The following is a 19000-nucleotide window of genomic DNA, read 5'->3' on the forward strand; positions in this document are numbered from 1 at the left end:
GTTTTGTGTCGGGCCCACCTTCACGCCCGTTGCGAAAGCCACTTTCGCAACGTTGAAGGTTGCGAAAGTGGCTTTCGCAACACAACCGCAAGTGGCAAGCCTGCGCCGACCGTCGCACCCCTCCCGGGGGGGACGGCCCTTCACGCACGTCGCGAAAGCCACGTTCGCGACGTCTGATGTCCCGAAAGTGGCTTTCGCGACACGCGGGCCAGTGGCGAGCCCCGACAACGCCCTAAGGCTTGATCCCCACACCGCCGAGGCTCAGGTGGTTCAGCTCGGTCAGCGGGGCGAGCCGCGGGCCCTCCGGCCACCATTCGTGCAGGTGGACGACGCCCGGCTCGAGGATCTCCAGCCCGTCGAACAGCGACTCGATCTCGGCGCGGCCGCGGTGCACGGTGCGGTGCCCGGTGCTCGCCATGAGGTCGTCGAGCTTCCTGGCGAGCGCCCCGCGCGCGCCCTCGCCCGGGGTGAAGTCGTGGGTGATCAGCACGTAGGAGCCCGGCGCGATCGCGTCGACGTAGGCGCGGACGACGGCCTGTGCCCGGCCGAGGTCTTCGATGTGGTGCAGCACCGAGTTCAGGATCACCGCGACCGGGCGGTCGAACTCGATATGCCCGGCGACCACCGGATCGGCGAGGGTCCGCGCCGGATCGGTCAGATCCGCGCCGCTCACGTGGACGAGGAGGTCCTCCAGCAGCGCCAGCCCGTGCGCCTGGACGACCGGGTCGTGGTCGACGTAGACGACCAGCGCGTCCGGGTTGTACCGCTGCGCCGCCTGATGCGTGTTCTCCGAGGTGGGCAGGCCGGAGCCGAGGTCGAGGAACTGGTCGATGCCGCGGGCGCCGGCGAGGAAGCGGACCACCCGGTTCGCCCAGGAGCGGAATTCCTTGGCCATCGCCGCGGCGTCGGGGGCGAGGGCGAGCAGGTCCTCGACCGCCCGCCTGTCGACCTCGTAGTGGTCGTGCCCGCCGAGAAGGACGTCCTTCATCCGGGCGAGGTTGGGCTTGCTGTAGTCGAGGGGAAGCGGGCGCCTCGGCACAGACCGGACCTCGTCCGAAGTCATGGACACGTTCCACCCTTCAGCCGCGCACGGGCCGCGCGAACGCGCCCACGGCTCCCTCGACATCGACGGACCGTACACAGATTACGACATGGCGTGCATTCAAGTGAACCTCCCCAAGGGCCTTGCCCACCTGCGACGATCACCCGAAGACGAGCTCACGCCACGTGACTCCGCCATCGGTGGTGCGGTACACGGCCGATCCGCCTTCGGCGTCGGGCAGGCCGTCCACGACCACGCCGACCCGCTCGTCCGGGAAGTCCAGATCGTTGAGGCAGACGCCGCGGCCGCTGAGCACGGTCGTCTTCCAGGTCGATCCGCCGTCGGCGGTACTGTGCAGGAATCCGGTGCCGCCGCCTTCCGCCGCGACCGTCGCCGCCGAGGGCGAAGCCGCGCTGAAGCTCTGGTTGATCCCGAGGGTGGGCGCCTGCGCCGTCGCGGTGAAGTGCCCGCCGAGCTTCGGCGCGCGCCACAGCCGCCGGACGGTCGACCCCGGCTGCGGCGTGCCCGGCCCCCCGCTGCACAGCGCCAGCACCTGCCCCCGCCGGACTCCGCTCAGCGAAGCCGAACTGTCCGCCGGGCAAGGCGCGGGCGCGGCCGCGAAGGTCAGACCGTCCGAAGACGTCCAGTACCGCTGGACGCGGTAATCCGCCCCCATCGAAACCTGGACCCCGCCGCTGGTGGCGATGTCGCCGTAGGTCGAGGAACCGGTCACGGAGAATCCCGGGACCGGCAGGAGCGTCCGCGTGCCGGAGATACCGGCGTACAGCGTCGTCGTCGACGGCGTGCCGAATCCGGTGACCATCGCGAACACACGCGGTCCCGATTCGGTGATCTTCGAAAGATGGAACGGTTCCCGGACCCCGGCGAGGCGGACCTCGGACCACTTGACGCCGCCGTCGTGGCTGGCGAGCAGCCTGGTGCCGTCGGTGAGGAACGCGTCGCGTTCGTCGGTCACCGTGAGTTTGACCTGATTGTGGTTGTCCGGCAAGGAAATCGGCGGCTCGCCCACGCGGCGCCACCGCTGCCCGCCGTCGGTCGTCGACAGCAGGGACGCGCACCATCCCGGCTTGCCACACGGGGAAAAACCGAGGACGAAGCCGCGCAGCGGCCCGGTCCAGCTCGTCGATGCGGGGGCGAAACCCTGGGGCACAGCCGAATCGGCGGCGGCGGGCGGGGCGAAGGCGGCCAGGACGGTCAGTGCGGTGGTGGCGAGCGCGGCCCACCGGTTCGGCTTCATGACCACGAGACGTCCGGACCCCGCCGGGGTTGCCCGTCGTTCGAGGTGAACCCCCTGTTCATCTCCGGTACGCTCGCAAGCCTTGTTTCACCCGGGGCCGGACCGGGTATACGGCGTTCGGCCGGTGAGACGGAGGTAGCACCGATGGACGACGCGGCTGCGCGTGCGGGTGGTGATGAGGAAGAGGACCCCGGCACCACTCAGCGCCGGTTCAGCCTGAACGTCCACGACCCGGACCATCTGCCGCGCAAACTCGCCGGCCGGTACGAGGTCGGGGAGCTGCTCGGCCGCGGCGCGACCGCGCGCGTGTTCCGCGCCTGGGACCTGCGCGAAGGACGCGAAGTCGCGCTGAAACTGTTCCACGCGGACACGATGGCCAGGGACGAGCGCCGCCGGGAGCAGGAGATCCAGACCCTCAGCGCGGTCCGCCACCCCGGGCTCGTCCCGCTGTACGACGCGGGCTCCGACGACGGCTACACCTACCTCACGATGCGCCTGGTCGAAGGCCCGAACCTGGCCCAGCACCTGCGCTCGGGCCCGCTCCCCCAGGACGAGGTCGTCGAACTGGCCGCCCGGCTGACCGACGCGCTCGCCCACGTGCACGCGCACGGCATCACCCACCGTGACCTGAAACCGGCGAACATCCTGATCGCCGACGACGGCCCGTTGATCGGTGACTTCGGCGTGGCACACGCCTTCGACGCGACCAGGGTGACCGAGACCGGCGGCGTCGTCGGCACGGCGGCGTACATGGCGCCCGAACAGGTCCGCGGCGAGAACGTCGGCCCGCCGGCCGACATCTATTCACTCGGCCTCGTTCTGCTCGAATGCCTGTCCGGGGAGCGGGAGTACACCGGGACACCGGTCGAGGCAGCGGTCGGGCGGCTGCACCGTCCGCCCCGGATCCCCGCTGGACTGTCGGTGACCATGACGACCTTGTTGCGCGGGATGACCGCGCGGAAGCCGTCGCAGCGGCCGACGGCAGCGGCGATCTCGCGGATCCTGCTGGAGGATTCCACCGGGACGAAGGTCGTGCGTCTGGCACCGGCCGCCCGCAAACGGGCGGCCGTGGTCGCCGCCATCAGCGCGCCCGCCGCCGCGATCACCATCGGTGTCCTGCTGGCGGCCAACCAGACGGGGGCGCCCGCGCCGGTCCAGCCCGAGGGGATGCTTCCCCCGGTGGTGACCGGCTCGTCCACCCCGGTGGTCGGCCGGGGCGTGCAGTCTTCGGAGGCCGTCGAAGTGCCGACCAGCGGTCCGAAGGCGAGCAACGACACGGTCGTGGTCACCGAAGCGGTGCCGGCGTCCGGCGCGGATCCGACCGGCACCACCGAAAACACCGAGGCCACCTCGGCGCTGAGGGATACGACCGCCGCCGGCGACCGGCAGAGCACCTCGGGTAAGCCGAGCAAGACCCGGCCCGGCCCGCCGACGAAGACCAGCAGGCCAGGGCCGCCCGGCTGAGCGACCCGCGCAGCAGGGTGTCCACTGTGGACGATGATGGGAGACGGCGATGACCTACATCAACGACCCGCGAGAGCCGCAGGAAGAGATCGTCGAACAGACACCCGCCAGGATCCGCGTCGTGCGTGTCGTCAACGCCGTCGTCCACGCGGTGTGCTGGATCTTCGCACTGGTGCTGATCGTGCACATCCTGCTCGTGTTCGGCGAGGCCAATCCGCGCAACGGCTTCGCGCAGCTGATCGACCAGTGGTCGCGCGCCGTCTCGCTCGGACTGCGGAACCTGTTCACCCCCGAGGGCCTCAAACTCCGCACCCTGTTCAACGACGGTCTCGCCGCGTTGCTGTGGCTGATCATCGGCGGCGTGGTGACCGACCTGGTCTCGCGGATCGGCCTCCCCGGCCCGAAGCGGGTCTGGTACCGGCGATCACTCAGTTGAGCGAGCCCGGCTCCCCCTCCGGGGCGTCACCCGCCTGGGCCTGCTCGGCCTGGGCGTCGGTGACCTCCGGGGCGGCCGTGGTCTCCGCGGGCCGCGGGCGTTCCGGCTCGTGCTCGGTCTCGAAATGCTCACGGCACCAACGGCCGTAGCGTCTGGCATGCACGGTCATGGCGGCACCTCCTCCTCCGTCACCCACGATCCCTCAGTTCTGTGACGCGCGCCACTCGTTTACCCGGCGAATCCGGCAACGATCGCGGCGCAGAACGCGGGCAGATCGTCCGGATTGCGGCTCGACGTCAGGTTGCCGTCGACGACGACCTCCTGGTCGACGACGGTGCCGCCGGCGTTGCGGATGTCGGTGCGCACACTGGGGTACGACGTGAGCGTGCGGCCGCGGACGACGTCGGCCTCGACCAGCGTCCACGGCCCGTGGCAGATCACGCCGACGGGTTTGCCGCTGTTCACGAAGTCGCGCACGAAGCGGACCGCGTCCTCGTCGGCCCGCAGGTTGTCCGGGTTCATCGTGCCGCCGGGCAGCACGAGCGCGTCGAAGTCGGCGACCGTGACGTCCTTGACGACCCGGTCGACGGTGAACTTCTCCGCCTTGTCGATGTCGCCGTTCATGGCCTGGATCTCGCCGGGCTCCAGCGAGACGACTTCGGCCGTCGCCCCGGCGTCGGTGACCGCCTTGCGCGGCTCGACCAGTTCGACCTGTTCCACGCCGTCCGCGGCGAGAATGGCCACGCGGCGTCCGTTCAGCGATGTCGCCATCGGGTTCCCTCCTGAGGTCGTAGTCGCTTTCGGACTACCCCGGACCGCGACCGCCGAACCATGGGTATGAACTCCCGCCGCGGCGGGTATCTGCCCGCATGCGACTTCGGCGAGCGGACCTGGCGTCCCCCGGTATCCGGAGGCGGCGCAGAGGTCGCGGCTTCGGCTATCTGACCCCGGAAGGCGAGCCGCTGAAGGACGGGGAGACCATCGAGCGGATCAACGCGCTCGCGATACCGCCCGCGTGGCGGCGCGTGTGGATCTCCCCGCACGAGAACGCCCACATCCAGGCGGTCGGGATCGACGACGCCGGGCGGAAGCAGTACCTCTATCACCCCGAATGGCGACGGACCAGGGACGAGGAGAAACACGAGCGTGTCCTCGCACTGGCGCGAAAGCTGCCCAAGCTGCGCGAAGCGGTCCGGGAGGACCTCGGCTCGCGCGGCCTGAAGCGGGAACGCGTGCTCGCCGGCGCCCTGCGCATGATCGATCTCGGGGTCTTCCGCACCGGCGGCGAGAGCTACGCCGACGAGCACGGCACCCACGGGGTGGCGACGTTGCTGTGCGAGCACGTCGAACTCCGCGGTGAATGCCTGGTGTGCGACTACCCCGCGAAGCACGGCATCCAGCGGAAGGTCCGGCTGCGGGACGAGGCACTGGCGCGGCTGGTCCGCTCCCTCCGCCGAGCGAGGGGCGGCGACGTGCGCCTGCTCGCCTACCGCAACGGTGACGGCTGGCACGAGGTGAAGGCCGACGACATCAACGACCGGCTCCGGGAAATCGTCGGCGACGGTTTCACCGCCAAGGATCTGCGCACCTGGAACGCCACCGTCCTGGCCGCTTCGGCCTTCGCGGACACCGAAAAGCCTTCCAGCGAACGAGGGTTGAAGCGGGTCGAGAAGGCCGTGATGGCGGAAGTCGCCGAAGGGCTGGGGAATACACCTGTCGTGGCTCGACGGTCCTATGTGGACCCACGGGTGATCGAGGCGTACCGGCGGGACCGGACCGTCGAACGAGCGGTACGGCGGGCCGCGAAAGCGACCGACCCCGACGAAGCCCGCGCCATCGTGGAGCGGGCGGTGGTGCGGCTACTGAACGGGTCGTGAGGCTTCGATGGCGAGGACGGCGATGTCGTCGTGCGCCCCGCTGCCGAGCCATTCCCGCACCGCGGAACGGATCCGCGCGACGACCTCGCGGCCGGACAGCCCCTGGCACCCGGACAGCAGGTCGCGCAGCCGTTCGTCCCCGAACAGGTCCGACGGCCGCTCGTGGTGCCGCGCTTCGGTGATCCCGTCGGTGTAGAGCAGGCAGACGTCGCCCTCGGCCAGCCGGATGGCCGTCTCGGCGAACCGGGCCTGCGGGGAGATCCCGACGAGTGTGCCGGGCAGGGTGATCTCGTCGACCCCGCCGCGGCGGCGCACCACCAGCGGCGCGGGATGCCCGCCGGAGGCCAAGGTCACGCCGAGACCGTCTTCGCCCGCCAGCACCGAACCGAGCACCAGCGTGGCGAACCGGCCGCTGCCGCCGGTGATGAGCAGGGAGTTCAGCAGGCTCAGCAACGTCGTGTTGTCGTGCTCGACGAGGTCGAGCGCGGCGAGGGTCTGCCGGACCCGGCCGGTGAGGGCGGCCGCCTCGGCACCCTTGCCGCAGACGTCGCCGAGGACGACCATCGCGCCGCCGCCTTCCCGCGGCAGGACATCGTAGAAGTCACCGCCGACGTCGAGCAGGCCACCCGAGGGCTCGTACCAGACGTCGAACTTGGCGCCGTCGACGTCCGGGGGCGGCGTCGGGCGCAGCGTGGTCTCCAGGCCGCGGGTGGCCTCTTCCTGGCGGGCGTAGCGGTGCGCGTTCGCCAGTGCCGTCCCGGCGGCGCGGGCGAACTCGGTCACCGCTCGCGGGTGGTCCTCGCCGAACGCGGGCGCGCCGCGCCTGCCGAGCACCACCGCGCCGGTGACCCCGGCTCCGCCGTCGAAGCCCAGTGAGACCACGGTCACCGACGAATGGACGGCGAGCCGTTCCGCGACGATCGCGGGCAGGGTCGCGATCTCCTCCTCCGGGACCGCCTTCGCCTCTAGTTCGTCCGTGGAGGCGAAGGTGCCGGCGAGCACCGGCGCCAGTTGGGCGGGGACGCGCCTGATCCGGCCGTGCCCGTGGGTGGTGCGGTGATCGCAGCTCCACCACTCCCACCGGCCGCGAGTGGTCGGCAGCAGCACGAAGACACAGTCGGCGAGTTCGGCCGCGGCGACCTCGGCGATCACCTTCGCCGTCCCGTGACGGCCCCGCGCGGAGGCGAGCCGGGGCGCCGAAGCGGCGAGAAAACCGTCCACGCGCGGGCCGTCGGCCGCGACCGCGGACGTCACCGTCCACGCGTGCCAGCCGCCGGGCAACGTCCGGATCCGGGCCGGGAACCGGCGGCCGGTGTGCTCGACATGCCCGACGTCGGGGCCTTCAGCGGTGAGCACCGGGCGGCCGCCGCCGAACAGCTCACGAGCGGCGGGATTCGACCAGCGCAGCGCGCCGCCGACGTCCTGCACGAGCACCGCGTCACGGACGTCTTCGAGCAGCTCACGCCAGAACCGCCCGGATTCGGGCAGGGCTCCCTCGCTCGTCGGGGGCGACGACTCCGAGGGGAGCGACGTCGAGGCCGGGGCGGGCCGTGACACCATTCCCGGACCTCCTCCTGCCTTGCGGGTAGCGCAGTGTGAGCGGGCGGACTGGCTCGAAGTGTAGGTCGAATCATGGCACGCTGATGCGACGACCATGGCTTGGCATGCGTGGTGGAGAGGGTCGACACAGATGACACAGCACTCCCAAAGGGACCGGATCCCCGTGGAAGGTGGTGGCGGCCAGGTGGACGAAGCGTCCCTGGAACGCCTGCTCGCGGCGGCTCGTGACCTCGGGGACGGCAACTTCCGGCGGCGGCTGGTGGCGCACGGGGACGGGCTCGCGGCCCAGCTCGCGGGCGCCTTCAACGACATCGCCGAACGGAACCAGCGGCTGGTGACCGAACTCCTGCGCGTCCGCGAGGCGGTCGGCAAGGAAGGCAGGCTGACCGAGCGGGTGGCGGCCGAGATCGGCCCCGGCGGCTGGGCCACCGCGGTCGACGTCGTCAACGGGCTGATCGAGGACGTGAGCAGGCCCACGGCCGAGCTCAACCGCGTCCTCGGGGCGGTCGCCGAGGGCGATCTGTCCGAGCCGATGCCGCTGGAAGTCGGCGGGCGGCCGCTGCAGGGTCAGTTCGCCGAGGTCGCGAAGACGGTCAACGGCCTGATCAAGCAGCTTTCGCGGTTCGCGACCGAGGTCACCAGGGTGGCCCGCGAGATCGCCACCGAAGGACGGCTCGGCGGCCAGGCCGAGGTCCCCGGTGTGGCGGGCACCTGGCGTGATCTCACCGACAACGTCAACGTCATGGCCAGCAACCTGACCGACCAGGTGCGCAACATCGCCCAGGTGACCACCGCGGTGGCACGGGGCGACCTGACCCAGAAGATCAACGTCGACGCGCGCGGCGAGATCCTGGAGCTCAAGAACACCGTCAACATCATGGTCGACCAGCTCTCGTCGTTCGCCGACGAAGTGACCAGGGTGTCCCGCGAGGTGGGTAGCGAAGGCCGTCTCGGCGGCCAGGCGCAGGTCCCCGGCGCCGCGGGCACGTGGCGCGACCTCACCGACTCGGTGAACCTGATGGCGGACAACCTGACCGACCAGGTCCGCAACATCGCCCAGGTGGCCACCGCGGTCGCGCAGGGCGACCTCTCGCAGAAGATCAACGTCGACGCCAAGGGCGAGATCCTCGAACTCAAGAACACGCTGAACACGATGGTCGACCAGCTGTCGTCGTTCGCGGACGAGGTCACGCGGGTGGCGCGCGAGGTCGGCAGCGAAGGCCGTCTCGGCGGTCAGGCGACCGTGCCGGGCGTGGCGGGCACGTGGCGCGGGCTCACCGACTCGGTGAACCAGATGGCGGACAACCTGACCGACCAGGTCCGCAACATCGCCCAGGTCACCACGGCGGTGGCGAAGGGCGACCTGACGCAGAAGATCACGGTCGACGCGCGCGGCGAGATCCTCGAACTGAAGACGACCGTCAACACGATGGTCGACCAGCTCTCGTCGTTCGCCGACGAAGTCACGCGGGTGGCGCGCGAGGTCGGCACGGAAGGCCAGCTCGGCGGCCAGGCGCAGGTGCCGGGTGTCGCCGGGACCTGGCGCGACCTCACCGGGTCGGTCAACTTCATGGCGAACAACCTCACCGCGCAGGTCCGCAACATCGCCCAGGTGGCGACGGCGGTGGCGAAGGGCGATCTCTCGCAGAAGATCGCCGTCGATGCCAAGGGCGAGATCCTCGAACTGAAGAACACGCTGAACACCATGGTGGATCAGCTGTCGGCGTTCGCCGACGAGGTCACCCGCGTCGCCCGCGAGGTCGGCAGCGACGGCAGGCTCGGCGGTCAGGCGCAGGTGCCCGGCGTGGCCGGGACCTGGAAGGACCTCACCGACAACGTCAACTTCATGGCGAAGAACCTGACCGACCAGGTCCGCAACATCGCCCAGGTGACCACCGCCGTCGCGAAGGGCGACCTGACGCAGAAGATCATCGTCGACGCGCGCGGCGAGATCCTGGAGCTCAAGAACACCGTCAACATCATGGTCGACCAGCTCTCGGCCTTCGCCGACGAAGTCACGCGGGTTTCCCGCGAGGTCGGCACCGAGGGCAAGCTCGGCGGCCAGGCGCAGGTGCGCGGCGTCGCCGGGACCTGGAAGGACCTGACGGACAACGTCAACGTCATGGCCACCAACCTCACCGACCAGGTGCGGAGCATCGCCACGGTGACGACGGCGGTGGCGAACGGCGACCTGTCGAAGAAGATCTCGATCGACGCGCAGGGCGAGGTCGCGGTCCTCGCCGAGACGATCAACAGCATGGTCGAGACGCTGCGCGCGTTCGCCGACGAGGTCACCCGGGTCGCCCGCGAGGTGGGTACGGAAGGCATCCTCGGCGGCCAGGCCCGCGTGCCGAACGTGGCGGGCACGTGGAAGGCGTTGACGGACAACGTGAACGTCATGGCCGACAACCTGACCGGCCAGGTCCGCAGCATCGCGACCGTGACCACCGCGGTGGCGCAGGGCGATCTGTCGAAGAAGATCGACATCGACGCGCGCGGCGAGATCCTCGAACTCAAGACCACCATCAACACGATGGTCGACCAGCTCTCGGCCTTCGCCTCCGAGGTCACGCGTGTCGCCCGCGAGGTCGGCACCGACGGCACACTCGGCGGCCAGGCGGAGGTGCCCGGTGTCGCGGGCACGTGGTCGCGGCTCACCGAAAGCGTGAACCAGCTGGCCGGCAACCTGACCACCCAGGTGCGGGCGATCGCGCAGGTGGCGACCGCGGTGACCGCGGGCGATCTGACCCGGCACATCACCGTCGACGCGTCCGGGGAGGTGGCCGAGCTCAAGGACAACATCAACCAGATGATCGCGAACCTGAAGGAGACCACCCGGGCGAACCGCGAGCAGGACTGGCTCAAGACCAACCTGGCCAGGCTGTCGGCGCTCATGCAGGGCCACCGGGACCTCGCGTCGGTGGCGTCGCTGATCCTGTCCGAGCTGACCCCGCTCGTGTCCGCGCAGCAGGGCGCGTTCTTCCTCGCCCGTGAGGACGAACAGGAAGAGGTGGTCCTGGAGAGCATCGCGACCTACGGGCTGGCGAAATCCCAGACCGGGCTGCGGTTCTCCCCCGGCGAGTCGCTCATCGGGCAGGCCGCCGTCGACCGCCGCACGATACTGGTCCACGAGGCCCCGCCGGAGTACGCGCTCATCTCCTCGGGACTGGGTTCGGCCGCGCCGGTCAACGTGATCGTGCTGCCGGTGCTGTTCCAGGGCGAGGTGCTCGGGGTGCTGGAACTGGCGACCATCAACGCCTTCAGCACCGTCCACATCGACCTGCTGGAGCAGCTGAAGGAGACCATCGCGGTCAACGTCAGCACCATCCAGTCGAACTCGCGCACCGAGGCGCTGCTGACCGAATCCCAGCGCCTGGCACAGGAACTGCGCGCCCGGTCCGAGCAGTTGCAGGCACAGCAACGGGAACTGCGCCGGTCCAACACGGATCTCGCGGAGAAGGCGGCGCTGCTGGCGCAGCAGAACCGCGACATCGAGGTCAAGAACAGCGAGATCGAACAGGCGCGGCAGGAACTCGAAGAGCGTGCCGGGCAGCTGACCATGGCGTCGCAGTACAAGTCCGAGTTCATGGCGAACATGTCGCACGAGCTGCGGACCCCGCTCAACAGCGCGCTGATCCTCGCGAAACTGCTGTCCGAGAACCCGGACGGGAATCTGACGGAGAAGCAGGTCCAGTTCGCGCGGACGATCTACTCGGCGGGCAGCGACCTGCAACAGCTGATCAACGACATCCTCGACATGGCCAAGGTCGAGGCCGGTCATCTGGACCTGCAGATGTCCGACGTCACGCTGCCCGAACTGGTCGAGTACGTCGAATCGATCTGCCGTCCGCTCACCTCGGACAAGGGCCTGGAGTTCGCCGTCCTGATCGACCCGCCGGTACCTTCGTCGATCCACACCGACGAACACCGCGTGCAGCAGGTGCTGCGGAACCTGCTGTCCAACGCGGCGAAGTTCACCGACGAGGGCGGCGTGCGCCTGCACATCCGGATGGCCGATCCGGGCGAGGTCGAAGCCGACTCGCTCCGCAACGCCCCCGGCGTCCTCGCGTTCGCCGTCGAGGACACCGGGATCGGCATCGCACCGGACAAGCTCGCGATCATCTTCGACGCGTTCCGCCAGGCCGACGGCACCACCAGCCGCAAGTACGGCGGCACCGGGCTGGGGCTCTCGATCAGCCAGCAGCTGACGGAACTGCTCGGCGGCGAACTCCGCGTCCGCAGCGAACCCGGCAAGGGCAGCACGTTCACGCTGTACCTGCCGGTGAGCGCCGCGAACCTGGTGGTCCCGACCACCGCCGCGGGAGGCGGCGTCCCGCTGATCATGGCCGTGCCGCAGGTGGCCCCCTCCGCGCCGTCACAGCGGTTCCACGGCGAGAAGATCCTGATCGTCGACGACGACCTCCGGAACGTCTTCGCGTTGGCCGCCGTGTTGGAGCGCAACGGGCTGGAGGTCATCTACGCCGAGACCGGCGTCGCCGGAATCCGGGCACTGGAACGCCACGAGGACACCGCGCTCGTCCTGATGGACGTGATGATGCCCGAACTGGACGGCAACGCCACGATCACCGCGATCCGCGCCGAGGCCGCGCACGAAGACCTGCCCGTGATCGCCGTCACGGCGAAAGCGACCGCGGAGGACAAGGCGCGGACGCTCGCTTCGGGCGCGGACGACTACGTGACCAAGCCGGTCGACACGGACAAGCTGCTGGACCTGATCGCCGCGCACCTCGAGGCGGACGCCGCCTCCAGTGGCCTCTCGCAGGCCGTGGCGCCGTCGGACTCCTCGGACGTCGGCGCGGACTGAGCCTTCGGTCCATGTGGTCGTTGCCTTTCGCGTGACCGATTGGACGACACACGTGATCCAGCGGACGACACGCGTGTCTGGATGGACGACACGACCGCGGCCCGGGTTCCGCCGCGAGTCGTCGTCCAGTCACGTGTGTCGTCCATCCAGTCACGCGAAAGCGCCGATGCTTCGCAGGACACGAAAGAACCCGCAGGCCAGGCGCCTGCGGGTTCGGATGCGGAGCTGTGGAGCGGGTGACGGGAATCGAACCCGCGTAGCTAGTTTGGAAGACTAGGGCTCTACCATTGAGCTACACCCGCGTGCCCCCGGAGTACCGGGTGCGAAAACAGCTTAGCGTGACCCGCTAGGCTGTGCGCACACCCCCCGGGAGATCGGGGAAGCCACGGGCTGTGGCGCAGCTTGGTAGCGCATCCGCTTTGGGAGCGGAGGGTCGCAGGTTCAAATCCTGTCAGCCCGACTCAAGGTCTTCGACCTGCGAGTTCACCGGTGTTCGGCTTGGCCGTGCCGGTTCGAGGGTCGGCGATGCGCTCAGCGACCCTCCGCTTCGACGGTTTCGTTTGCCTCGCGGGCGCCGGTTGTCACTCGACGAGGCCACGATGGACCTGATCAAGGTCGAGTGTGTGGATTTTGTAGCGTTGGATGACCCGAGATCCGCGCGACCGGGCCGATCACGACACGTGTGTGGAAATAGGGACACTCAGCGTCCCTATTTCCACACACCCCTCACTCCGAGTCAGCGGCCGATCACTCCGTGACCCTCCGCTTTAATGGCGATCATGGAGATCCGCCACGCCCTCAGCGCCGACGCCCCCGCCGTGACCGCGCTCCTCACCGAGCTGGGTTACCCGGACAACGACGTGGAGGACGTACGCGGCCGACTCGAGCGGTGGGCCCGCCATCCCGAGGGTGCCGCGTTCGTCGCCGAGGCGGACGGCACGGTGGTCGGCGTCGTCGCGGTGGTCGCGATCCCGCTGCTGGAGCGGCCGGGCTCCGGCGGGCGGATCGTGGCCTTGGTGGTGGACGAAACCCGCCGAGGGTCGGGCATTGGACGCGAGCTGGTCGCGGCCGCCGAGGCGGAGGCGCGACGCCTGGGTTGCGACACCATGGAGGTCACCAGTTCCCGCCACCGGACCGCCGCGCACGCCTTCTATCGCGCGCGGGGCTACGAGGACCATTGCGAGCGCAGCGCCCGGTTCATCCGGCGATTGAAGGCCTGACCACGCATCCAGAGGACTGAATGAGGTAAGACTGGCGTCGTGAAGGACGATCGTCAGGTGGAAGCGCTCCTGCGGGAGCTGGCCCCGCAGGTCATCGGGTTGCTGGTACGCAAACACGGGCAGTTCGACGCCTGTGAGGACGCCGTACAGGAAGCTCTGCTCTCCGCCGCGCAGCAATGGCCGGAGCAGGGCATCCCGGACAGCCCGAAGTCGTGGCTCGCGACGGTCGCCTCACGGCGGCTGGTGGACGAGTGGCGCAGCGAGAGCGCGCGACGGCGGCGCGAGGAGAACAACGCGCTGATGGACCTGGCCGGGCCGGGCGAACCGTCCACTTCGGACGATACGCTCACCATCCTTTTCCTGTGCTGTCACCCTTCCCTGTCCCCGCCGTCACAACTGGCGCTCACCCTGCGCGCCGTCGGCGGCCTGACCACGGGCGAGATCGCGAACGCTTTCCTCGTCCCGGAATCGACGCTGGCCCAGCGGATCAGCCGGGCGAAACAGACCATCAAGAAGGCGGGCGCCGAGTTCGTCCTGCCACCCGCCGGGGAACTGGCCGAACGGCTCCGAGTCGTCCTCCAGGTCCTGTACCTGATCTTCAACGAGGGCTACACGACCAGCGGCGGCCCCGACCTGCACCGCGCGGACCTGACCGCCGAGGCGATCCGGCTGACCCGGCTGCTCCGGCGGCTCATGCCGGACGAGGACGAGGTCACCGGCCTGCTCGCGCTCATGGTGCTGACCGACGCCCGCCGCGCCGCCCGCGCCGGCGAGGACGGCTCGCTCGTCCCCCTCGCCGAGCAGGACCGTTCGCGCTGGAACGCGGAAATGATCGCCGAAGGGGTGTCGCTGGTGAGCGAGGCCTTGGAGGCGGGCCCGGTCGGGCCGTACCAGGTGCAGGCCGCGATCGCCGCCGTCCACGACGAGGCGCCCACCGCGGCCGACACGGACTGGTCGCAGATCCTCGCGCTCTACGACGTGCTCGAGAAGGTGTCGCCCGGCCCGGTCGTCACGCTCAACCGCGCCGTCGCGGTCGCCGAGGTCAACGGGCCGGAAGCGGGCCTCGAACTGCTGACCACGCTCGACGACGACAGCCGGATGAGCCAGACCCACCGGCTCGAATCCGTGCGAGGGCATCTGCTGGAGCTGGCAGGCGACACCGGCGCCGCGCGCGAGGCCTACCTCCGGGCCGCCGGCAAGACCGCGAGCGAACCCGAGAAGCAGTACCTGACGCGGCGCGCGGAGCGGCTCACCTGAGCACCCGGAGGATCGTTTCGTGCGACTTCTCGTGAACGTAGCCGGTGTAGACGGCGTGGATCCGGTGCTCGGTACCGTCGTAGAGGGTCACGGTCGCCTTGAGCGGGATGTCACGCTGCTTCTCCACGCGTGAGAACTCCTCGTACGGCAGCCATACCGCGCCGGCCCTGGCGGCGACCGCGAACGGGGCCTGTGCCATCAGCGCGAGCAGTGCGTCCTTCCCGGAGCCGGACTCGGCCTCCGGGTCGGGCGAGTAGATCAGGCCGCGTTCGGTGATGACCAGATGGCCGGGCGAATCGTCGAAGTTCACGTTCGCGAGCCCGCCGAGCACCGGCGCCTCCCCCGGCGAGAGCCGTTCCGTCCCGCCGTTCGCGGCCGCCGGGTCGATGCCCAGCTTCGCCAAAGCCGCGCGGGCACGCGCGACCTGGTCGGGTTCGCCGATCAGCAGATCCTCGACGAGATCGAAGTCCAGGAAAGAGCCGTCGGCGAGGACGAAATCCGGTTCGTCGTCCCACCGATGCACGAAGCGCATCGTGCCCGCGTCCAGGGCCGCCAGGACGACGGCGGCCATGACCCCGTCTTCCGGGACATCCTCCCCGGACAACGTGAGAAGCGCTTCGAGGCTGCCGCCTGGCTGCCCCGACGCCCGGGCGATGGCCCGGTACGCGGCCTCGGCTTCGACCTTCAGCCGCGCCAAGGCCGCCTCGCGCGGGTAGGTGTCCCAGGGGAGACGACGGCGCCCACCGAAGTCGAACGATGCCTCTTCGAGCCGGGCGGCGGCCCGGACGGGGTCGGCGAGCAGGCCCAGTGCCGGCCGTTCGTCCACATCGGACTTGTCGGGCGCGGTTTCCAAGGCCCACAGCCGTTCCGACGTCGGCGGGTGGGTGTCCCAGCGCGAGGGGAGCCGAAGGGGCTCGTCGACGGTGGCCAACCATTCGCGCCGCGCTTCGAGCATTCTGGCGAAACCGCCGTAGACGTCGTCTGGGGCCATCTCGACCGCCGCCCCGGGTTCGACCTGGACGCCGAGATACCGCGTCCATTCCCCGTCGAGCCGCGCGTGCAGCCGCAACGCCGAGTGCGCGGAGGCCCGCCCTGCGAGCTGGCCCATGACCTGGTCGGCCCCGTATTCACGACGGCGGCTCGCCACCCGCTGGGTGAGGACGAACAGTCGCGCGTAGCCGCGGAACAGCCACGCCAGCGGGTTGATCGTGCTTCGGGGAAAGCGGTCGAGCATCCGCGCGACGGCGACGTGGGAGCGATAACCGGTCACGCTGGTCCGGCCGTCGAGCTGCCCGTAGTGGGCGAACTCGTGCGCCAGCACGGCGCGAGCCTGGGCACGGGTGAACGCTTGGAGCGTCGGAAGGCCGACCGACAGGAACCGGCGACCGGGTTTCAGCCCGAACAGCCGCGCTTCCTCGACGACCGATGCCCCCGGCCCGGCGGTGAGCCAGACCTGGTCCGGCAGCCGGGTGCCGATCGCCTCCGCCAGTTCGGTGAGGGTCGCCCACAACTCAGGGGCGTCGTCGCGATAGAGCGGAACCCCCTTCGGCACGAAAGGCGCCGGGCGCAACGGCAGGAGCGCCGCGACCCCGGTTCCGAACAGCAAGCCGAGGCTGAGCCCGGCGAGGATGAACAGCGGGACGTTGTCGATCCCGGCCAGCAGGAAGCCGCCACCGAAGGCGAGCAGGAGGAAGATCAGCGTGCCCAAGGCGTAGAACCCCACCACCAGGACCACGACCTTGACCACGCCGATCCGCATGGCGTGGAACCTACCCGCGGGTCACTCCTCGGCCTTCCGGGCGGTGGCCATGGCGCGCTCGGTTTCCCAGAACGCGCGCATCGACACGATCAGCCCGTCTTCGCGTACCCGGTAGACGAACACGCCGTCGGTGTCGACGCGGTAGCCGCCGGGCAGGTACGTCGTGATCGTGCCGACGTTCGCGACCTCGTCACCGGCCGCGTGCGAATCGCGGATGGTGAACCGGAAGCGTTCGACGTTCGCGATCGTCTTGTCCCAGAACGCGCTGATCCCGTCCTGGCCGTGATGTCCTTTGCCCTCCTCGTCGAACATCGACGGGCCGACCGGATCCTCGACGACTGCGTCTCCCGCGAAAAGCGCGAGCCAGGCGGCCTTGTCCCCGGCGGTGACGGCGGTCATCGAGCGGAACGCGGCCTGGCGCGCGGGCGGCTGCGCGGCGGCCGGATCCCAGCAGACGTCGACACCCATGGTTCAGTCTCCGATCTTCGCGATGATCTCGTCGCCGAACTTCTTGATGGAATCGAGCTTGGGGCCGACTTCGGCGTCGAAACCGAGGCCGTCGAACACCCACGGCATGGTGATGATGTCGGTGACGCCGATGTCGCCCTGCTCGCGGTAGCCGTCGAGACCGAACTTGTCGATGCAGACGGCCTGGTACTCGAAGGGATCGCCGGCGCGGCCCTGGTCGGCCAGCAGCCCGCGCAGTTTGGCGATCGTGTCGCGGAGGTCGTCGAACTTCATCATCGCCGACGACCAGCCGTCGGCGACGCGTGCGGCCCGGCGCAGCGCCACGTCGGTATGCCCGCCGATGTAGAACGGCACCCGCGACGGCGGCGTCGGGCTCATGCGGAGCTTGTCGAAGTCGAAGAATTCGCCGTGGAACTCGACCATCCCGCCGTCGAGGATCAGGCGCAGCACCTCGATGGCCTCGTCCACACGCTTGCCGCGCTGCTCGTACGGCGCGCCGCACCAGCGGAACTCCTCCGGCGACCAGCCGACGCCGAGCCCGAGTCCGAAGCGGCCGCCGGTCAGCGCGGCGACCGAGTTGACCTGGCGGGCGAGCAGGACCGGATTGCGGGAGCCGAGTTTGAGCACGGACGTGTAGAACGTGAGCCTCTCGGTGACCGCGCCCATCGACGCGGCCGCGATCAGTGGATCCGCCCAGGGCGTCTCCTCGGTCCAGAAGCGGCTGCCGTCGGGCGTGTACGGGTAGTCGGCGGAGACCGTTTCGGAATAGAACAGGGAATCGGGGAGCGCGATCGAGGAGAAACCCGCCTCTTCGGCCGCACGGGCGAGCTCGCCCAGCTGATCGAGCGGGTTCATCGCGATCGACAGGGTGAACTTCATGGAGCCGAACTATAACGTGTTCTAGTTTCCCCCGCCAGTGTCCACGGGAACCACCGGCGGGCGCTCGGCGTTGATCCGGGCAAAGGCCGAACGATTCCTGGAGTGAACCCATGGGCACCGCGATCTTCCTGATCGTGCTCCTCGTCGTCGTGGTCGGCGGCGGCATCTACTTCGCGAAATCCCAGGCGGCGGCCAAGAAGCGCCGGCTGGACGACGCGAAGGCCGACGCGCGGCGCCTCGTCGAGCGGCTCGGCGGTCAGGTCATGAACCTCACCGGCACGGACACCGCCTCCCAGCAGGCGATGGCGGACGCGTCCGAACGCTTCACCGCGGCCGGCTCCCAGATGGAGCAGGCGCAGACCATCGAACAGGCCCGGCTGGTGCGCGAGACCGCCATCGAAGGGCTCTACTACGTCCGCGCGGCCCGCCTCGCGATGGGCATGGACCCCGGTCCGGACCTGCCCGGCAGCGAAGAGCGCGACCGGGCGGGCAAGGTCACCGAGTACCGCTCGGTCGACGTCGAAGGCGAGCACTACGAGGCTTCGCCGGACCCGAGCCAGCGGACGCCGCACTACTACCCCGGCGGTCGCGTGGCAGGCCGTCCGGTGCCGCAGGGCTGGTACAGCGAGCCGTGGTGGAAGCCCGCGCTCGTCGCCGGTGCCTGGGGCCTCGGTTCGATGCTGCTGTTCAGCGCGATGTTCTCCGGTATGGCGGGGATCGCGAGCGCGTCGGCCTGGGAGTCGGGCTATGACGCGGGGCAGGAGGACGCCGGTGCCGGTGACGCCGGCGGCGACGCGGGCGGAGACATGGGCGGGGACGCCGGTGGGTTCGACGGCGGCGGCTTCGATGGCGGCGGGTTCGACGGCGGAGGCTTCGACTTCTAGCCCCGCTGCTCGTCCCTCAAGCGCCATGAAAGGTCCTTTCCTTGCAAAATTTGCAAGGAAAGGACCTTTCA

15 protein-coding genes and 2 tRNA genes are annotated in these 19000 nt (G+C 69.8%); 8 read left to right on the forward strand and 9 right to left on the reverse strand.

Going from position 1 to position 19000, the window contains the following annotated elements; all coding sequences use genetic code 11:
* Positions 1-232: 232 nt before the first annotated feature.
* Positions 233-1063 carry an SAM-dependent methyltransferase gene (locus ACFVM3_RS19460; protein ID WP_378440405.1) on the reverse strand — a complete coding sequence of 277 codons (831 nt, stop codon included), beginning with the start codon at positions 1061-1063 and terminating at the stop codon, positions 233-235.
* 139 nt (positions 1064-1202) lie between these two features.
* The gene (locus ACFVM3_RS19465; RefSeq protein WP_378440407.1) at positions 1203-2300 is read right to left on the reverse strand and encodes a hypothetical protein; all 1098 of its coding nucleotides are present in this window, start codon (positions 2298-2300) and stop codon (positions 1203-1205) included.
* Positions 2301-2444: 144 nt separating this feature from the next.
* On the opposite strand from ACFVM3_RS19465, the gene ACFVM3_RS19470 reads away from it, so the two are divergent.
* Positions 2445-3764, forward strand: coding sequence for a protein kinase (locus ACFVM3_RS19470; protein ID WP_378440409.1), 1320 nt, complete (start codon positions 2445-2447; stop codon positions 3762-3764).
* A 49-nt stretch (positions 3765-3813) separates the two neighbouring features.
* Positions 3814-4200, forward strand: a complete 387-nt coding sequence (locus tag ACFVM3_RS19475; RefSeq protein WP_378440411.1) for a hypothetical protein — start codon at positions 3814-3816, stop codon at positions 4198-4200.
* Here the strand turns inward: ACFVM3_RS19475 and ACFVM3_RS19480 are convergent.
* The gene (locus tag ACFVM3_RS19480; protein ID WP_378440413.1) at positions 4193-4369 is read right to left on the reverse strand and encodes a hypothetical protein; all 177 of its coding nucleotides are present in this window, start codon (positions 4367-4369) and stop codon (positions 4193-4195) included. The two genes, ACFVM3_RS19475 and ACFVM3_RS19480, sit on opposite strands and share 8 nt — an antisense overlap.
* Positions 4370-4428: 59 nt before the next feature.
* On the reverse strand, positions 4429-4971 hold the full coding sequence (locus ACFVM3_RS19485) for a type 1 glutamine amidotransferase domain-containing protein (RefSeq protein ID WP_378440415.1): 543 nt from the start codon (positions 4969-4971) through the stop codon (positions 4429-4431).
* A gap of 98 nt (positions 4972-5069) precedes the next feature.
* On the opposite strand from ACFVM3_RS19485, the gene ACFVM3_RS19490 reads away from it, so the two are divergent.
* Positions 5070-6077, forward strand: coding sequence for a DNA topoisomerase IB (locus ACFVM3_RS19490; protein WP_378440416.1), 1008 nt, complete (start codon positions 5070-5072; stop codon positions 6075-6077).
* Here ACFVM3_RS19490 and ACFVM3_RS19495 read toward each other — a convergent pair.
* The gene (locus ACFVM3_RS19495; RefSeq protein ID WP_378440418.1) at positions 6060-7637 is read right to left on the reverse strand and encodes a SpoIIE family protein phosphatase; all 1578 of its coding nucleotides are present in this window, start codon (positions 7635-7637) and stop codon (positions 6060-6062) included. The two genes, ACFVM3_RS19490 and ACFVM3_RS19495, sit on opposite strands and share 18 nt — an antisense overlap.
* Before the next feature lie 130 nt (positions 7638-7767).
* Between ACFVM3_RS19495 and ACFVM3_RS19500 the strand changes: the two genes are divergently transcribed.
* A complete protein-coding gene (locus ACFVM3_RS19500; protein WP_378440420.1) occupies positions 7768-12462 on the forward strand; it encodes a HAMP domain-containing protein in 4695 nt (1564 codons plus the stop codon).
* A gap of 228 nt (positions 12463-12690) precedes the next feature.
* Here the strand turns inward: ACFVM3_RS19500 and ACFVM3_RS19505 are convergent.
* Positions 12691-12764 (reverse strand) — tRNA-Gly (locus ACFVM3_RS19505).
* Positions 12765-12848: 84 nt separating this feature from the next.
* Between ACFVM3_RS19505 and ACFVM3_RS19510 the strand changes: the two genes are divergently transcribed.
* The 3 genes from ACFVM3_RS19510 to ACFVM3_RS19520 all read left to right on the forward strand — a co-directional run bounded on the left by ACFVM3_RS19510 (position 12849) and on the right by ACFVM3_RS19520 (position 14939).
* Positions 12849-12922: transfer RNA gene (locus tag ACFVM3_RS19510), tRNA-Pro, on the forward strand.
* Positions 12923-13241: 319 nt separating this feature from the next.
* The gene (locus ACFVM3_RS19515; protein WP_378440422.1) at positions 13242-13682 is read left to right on the forward strand and encodes a GNAT family N-acetyltransferase; all 441 of its coding nucleotides are present in this window, start codon (positions 13242-13244) and stop codon (positions 13680-13682) included.
* Between the two features lie 39 nt (positions 13683-13721).
* On the forward strand, positions 13722-14939 hold the full coding sequence (locus ACFVM3_RS19520) for an RNA polymerase sigma factor (RefSeq protein ID WP_378440424.1): 1218 nt from the start codon (positions 13722-13724) through the stop codon (positions 14937-14939).
* Here ACFVM3_RS19520 and ACFVM3_RS19525 read toward each other — a convergent pair.
* Genes ACFVM3_RS19525 through ACFVM3_RS19535 form a run of 3 tightly spaced genes read right to left on the reverse strand, consistent with a single transcriptional unit; the run spans position 14932 to position 18045 of the window.
* Positions 14932-16698, reverse strand: coding sequence for a M48 family metalloprotease (locus ACFVM3_RS19525; RefSeq protein ID WP_378440426.1), 1767 nt, complete (start codon positions 16696-16698; stop codon positions 14932-14934). The genes ACFVM3_RS19520 and ACFVM3_RS19525 overlap by 8 nt on opposite strands.
* A 21-nt stretch (positions 16699-16719) precedes the next feature.
* A complete protein-coding gene (locus ACFVM3_RS19530) occupies positions 16720-17166 on the reverse strand; it encodes a nuclear transport factor 2 family protein (RefSeq protein WP_378440428.1) in 447 nt (148 codons plus the stop codon).
* Between the two features lie 3 nt (positions 17167-17169).
* On the reverse strand, positions 17170-18045 hold the full coding sequence (locus ACFVM3_RS19535) for a TIGR03619 family F420-dependent LLM class oxidoreductase (RefSeq protein WP_378440430.1): 876 nt from the start codon (positions 18043-18045) through the stop codon (positions 17170-17172).
* Between the two features lie 110 nt (positions 18046-18155).
* On the opposite strand from ACFVM3_RS19535, the gene ACFVM3_RS19540 reads away from it, so the two are divergent.
* Positions 18156-18929, forward strand: a complete 774-nt coding sequence (locus tag ACFVM3_RS19540) for a hypothetical protein (RefSeq protein WP_378440432.1) — start codon at positions 18156-18158, stop codon at positions 18927-18929.
* The last annotated feature ends 71 nt before the right edge of the window (positions 18930-19000 follow it).

The sequence above is a fragment of the Amycolatopsis sp. NPDC057786 genome (genome assembly GCF_042797905.1).
Classification (GTDB): domain Bacteria; phylum Actinomycetota; class Actinomycetes; order Mycobacteriales; family Pseudonocardiaceae; genus Amycolatopsis.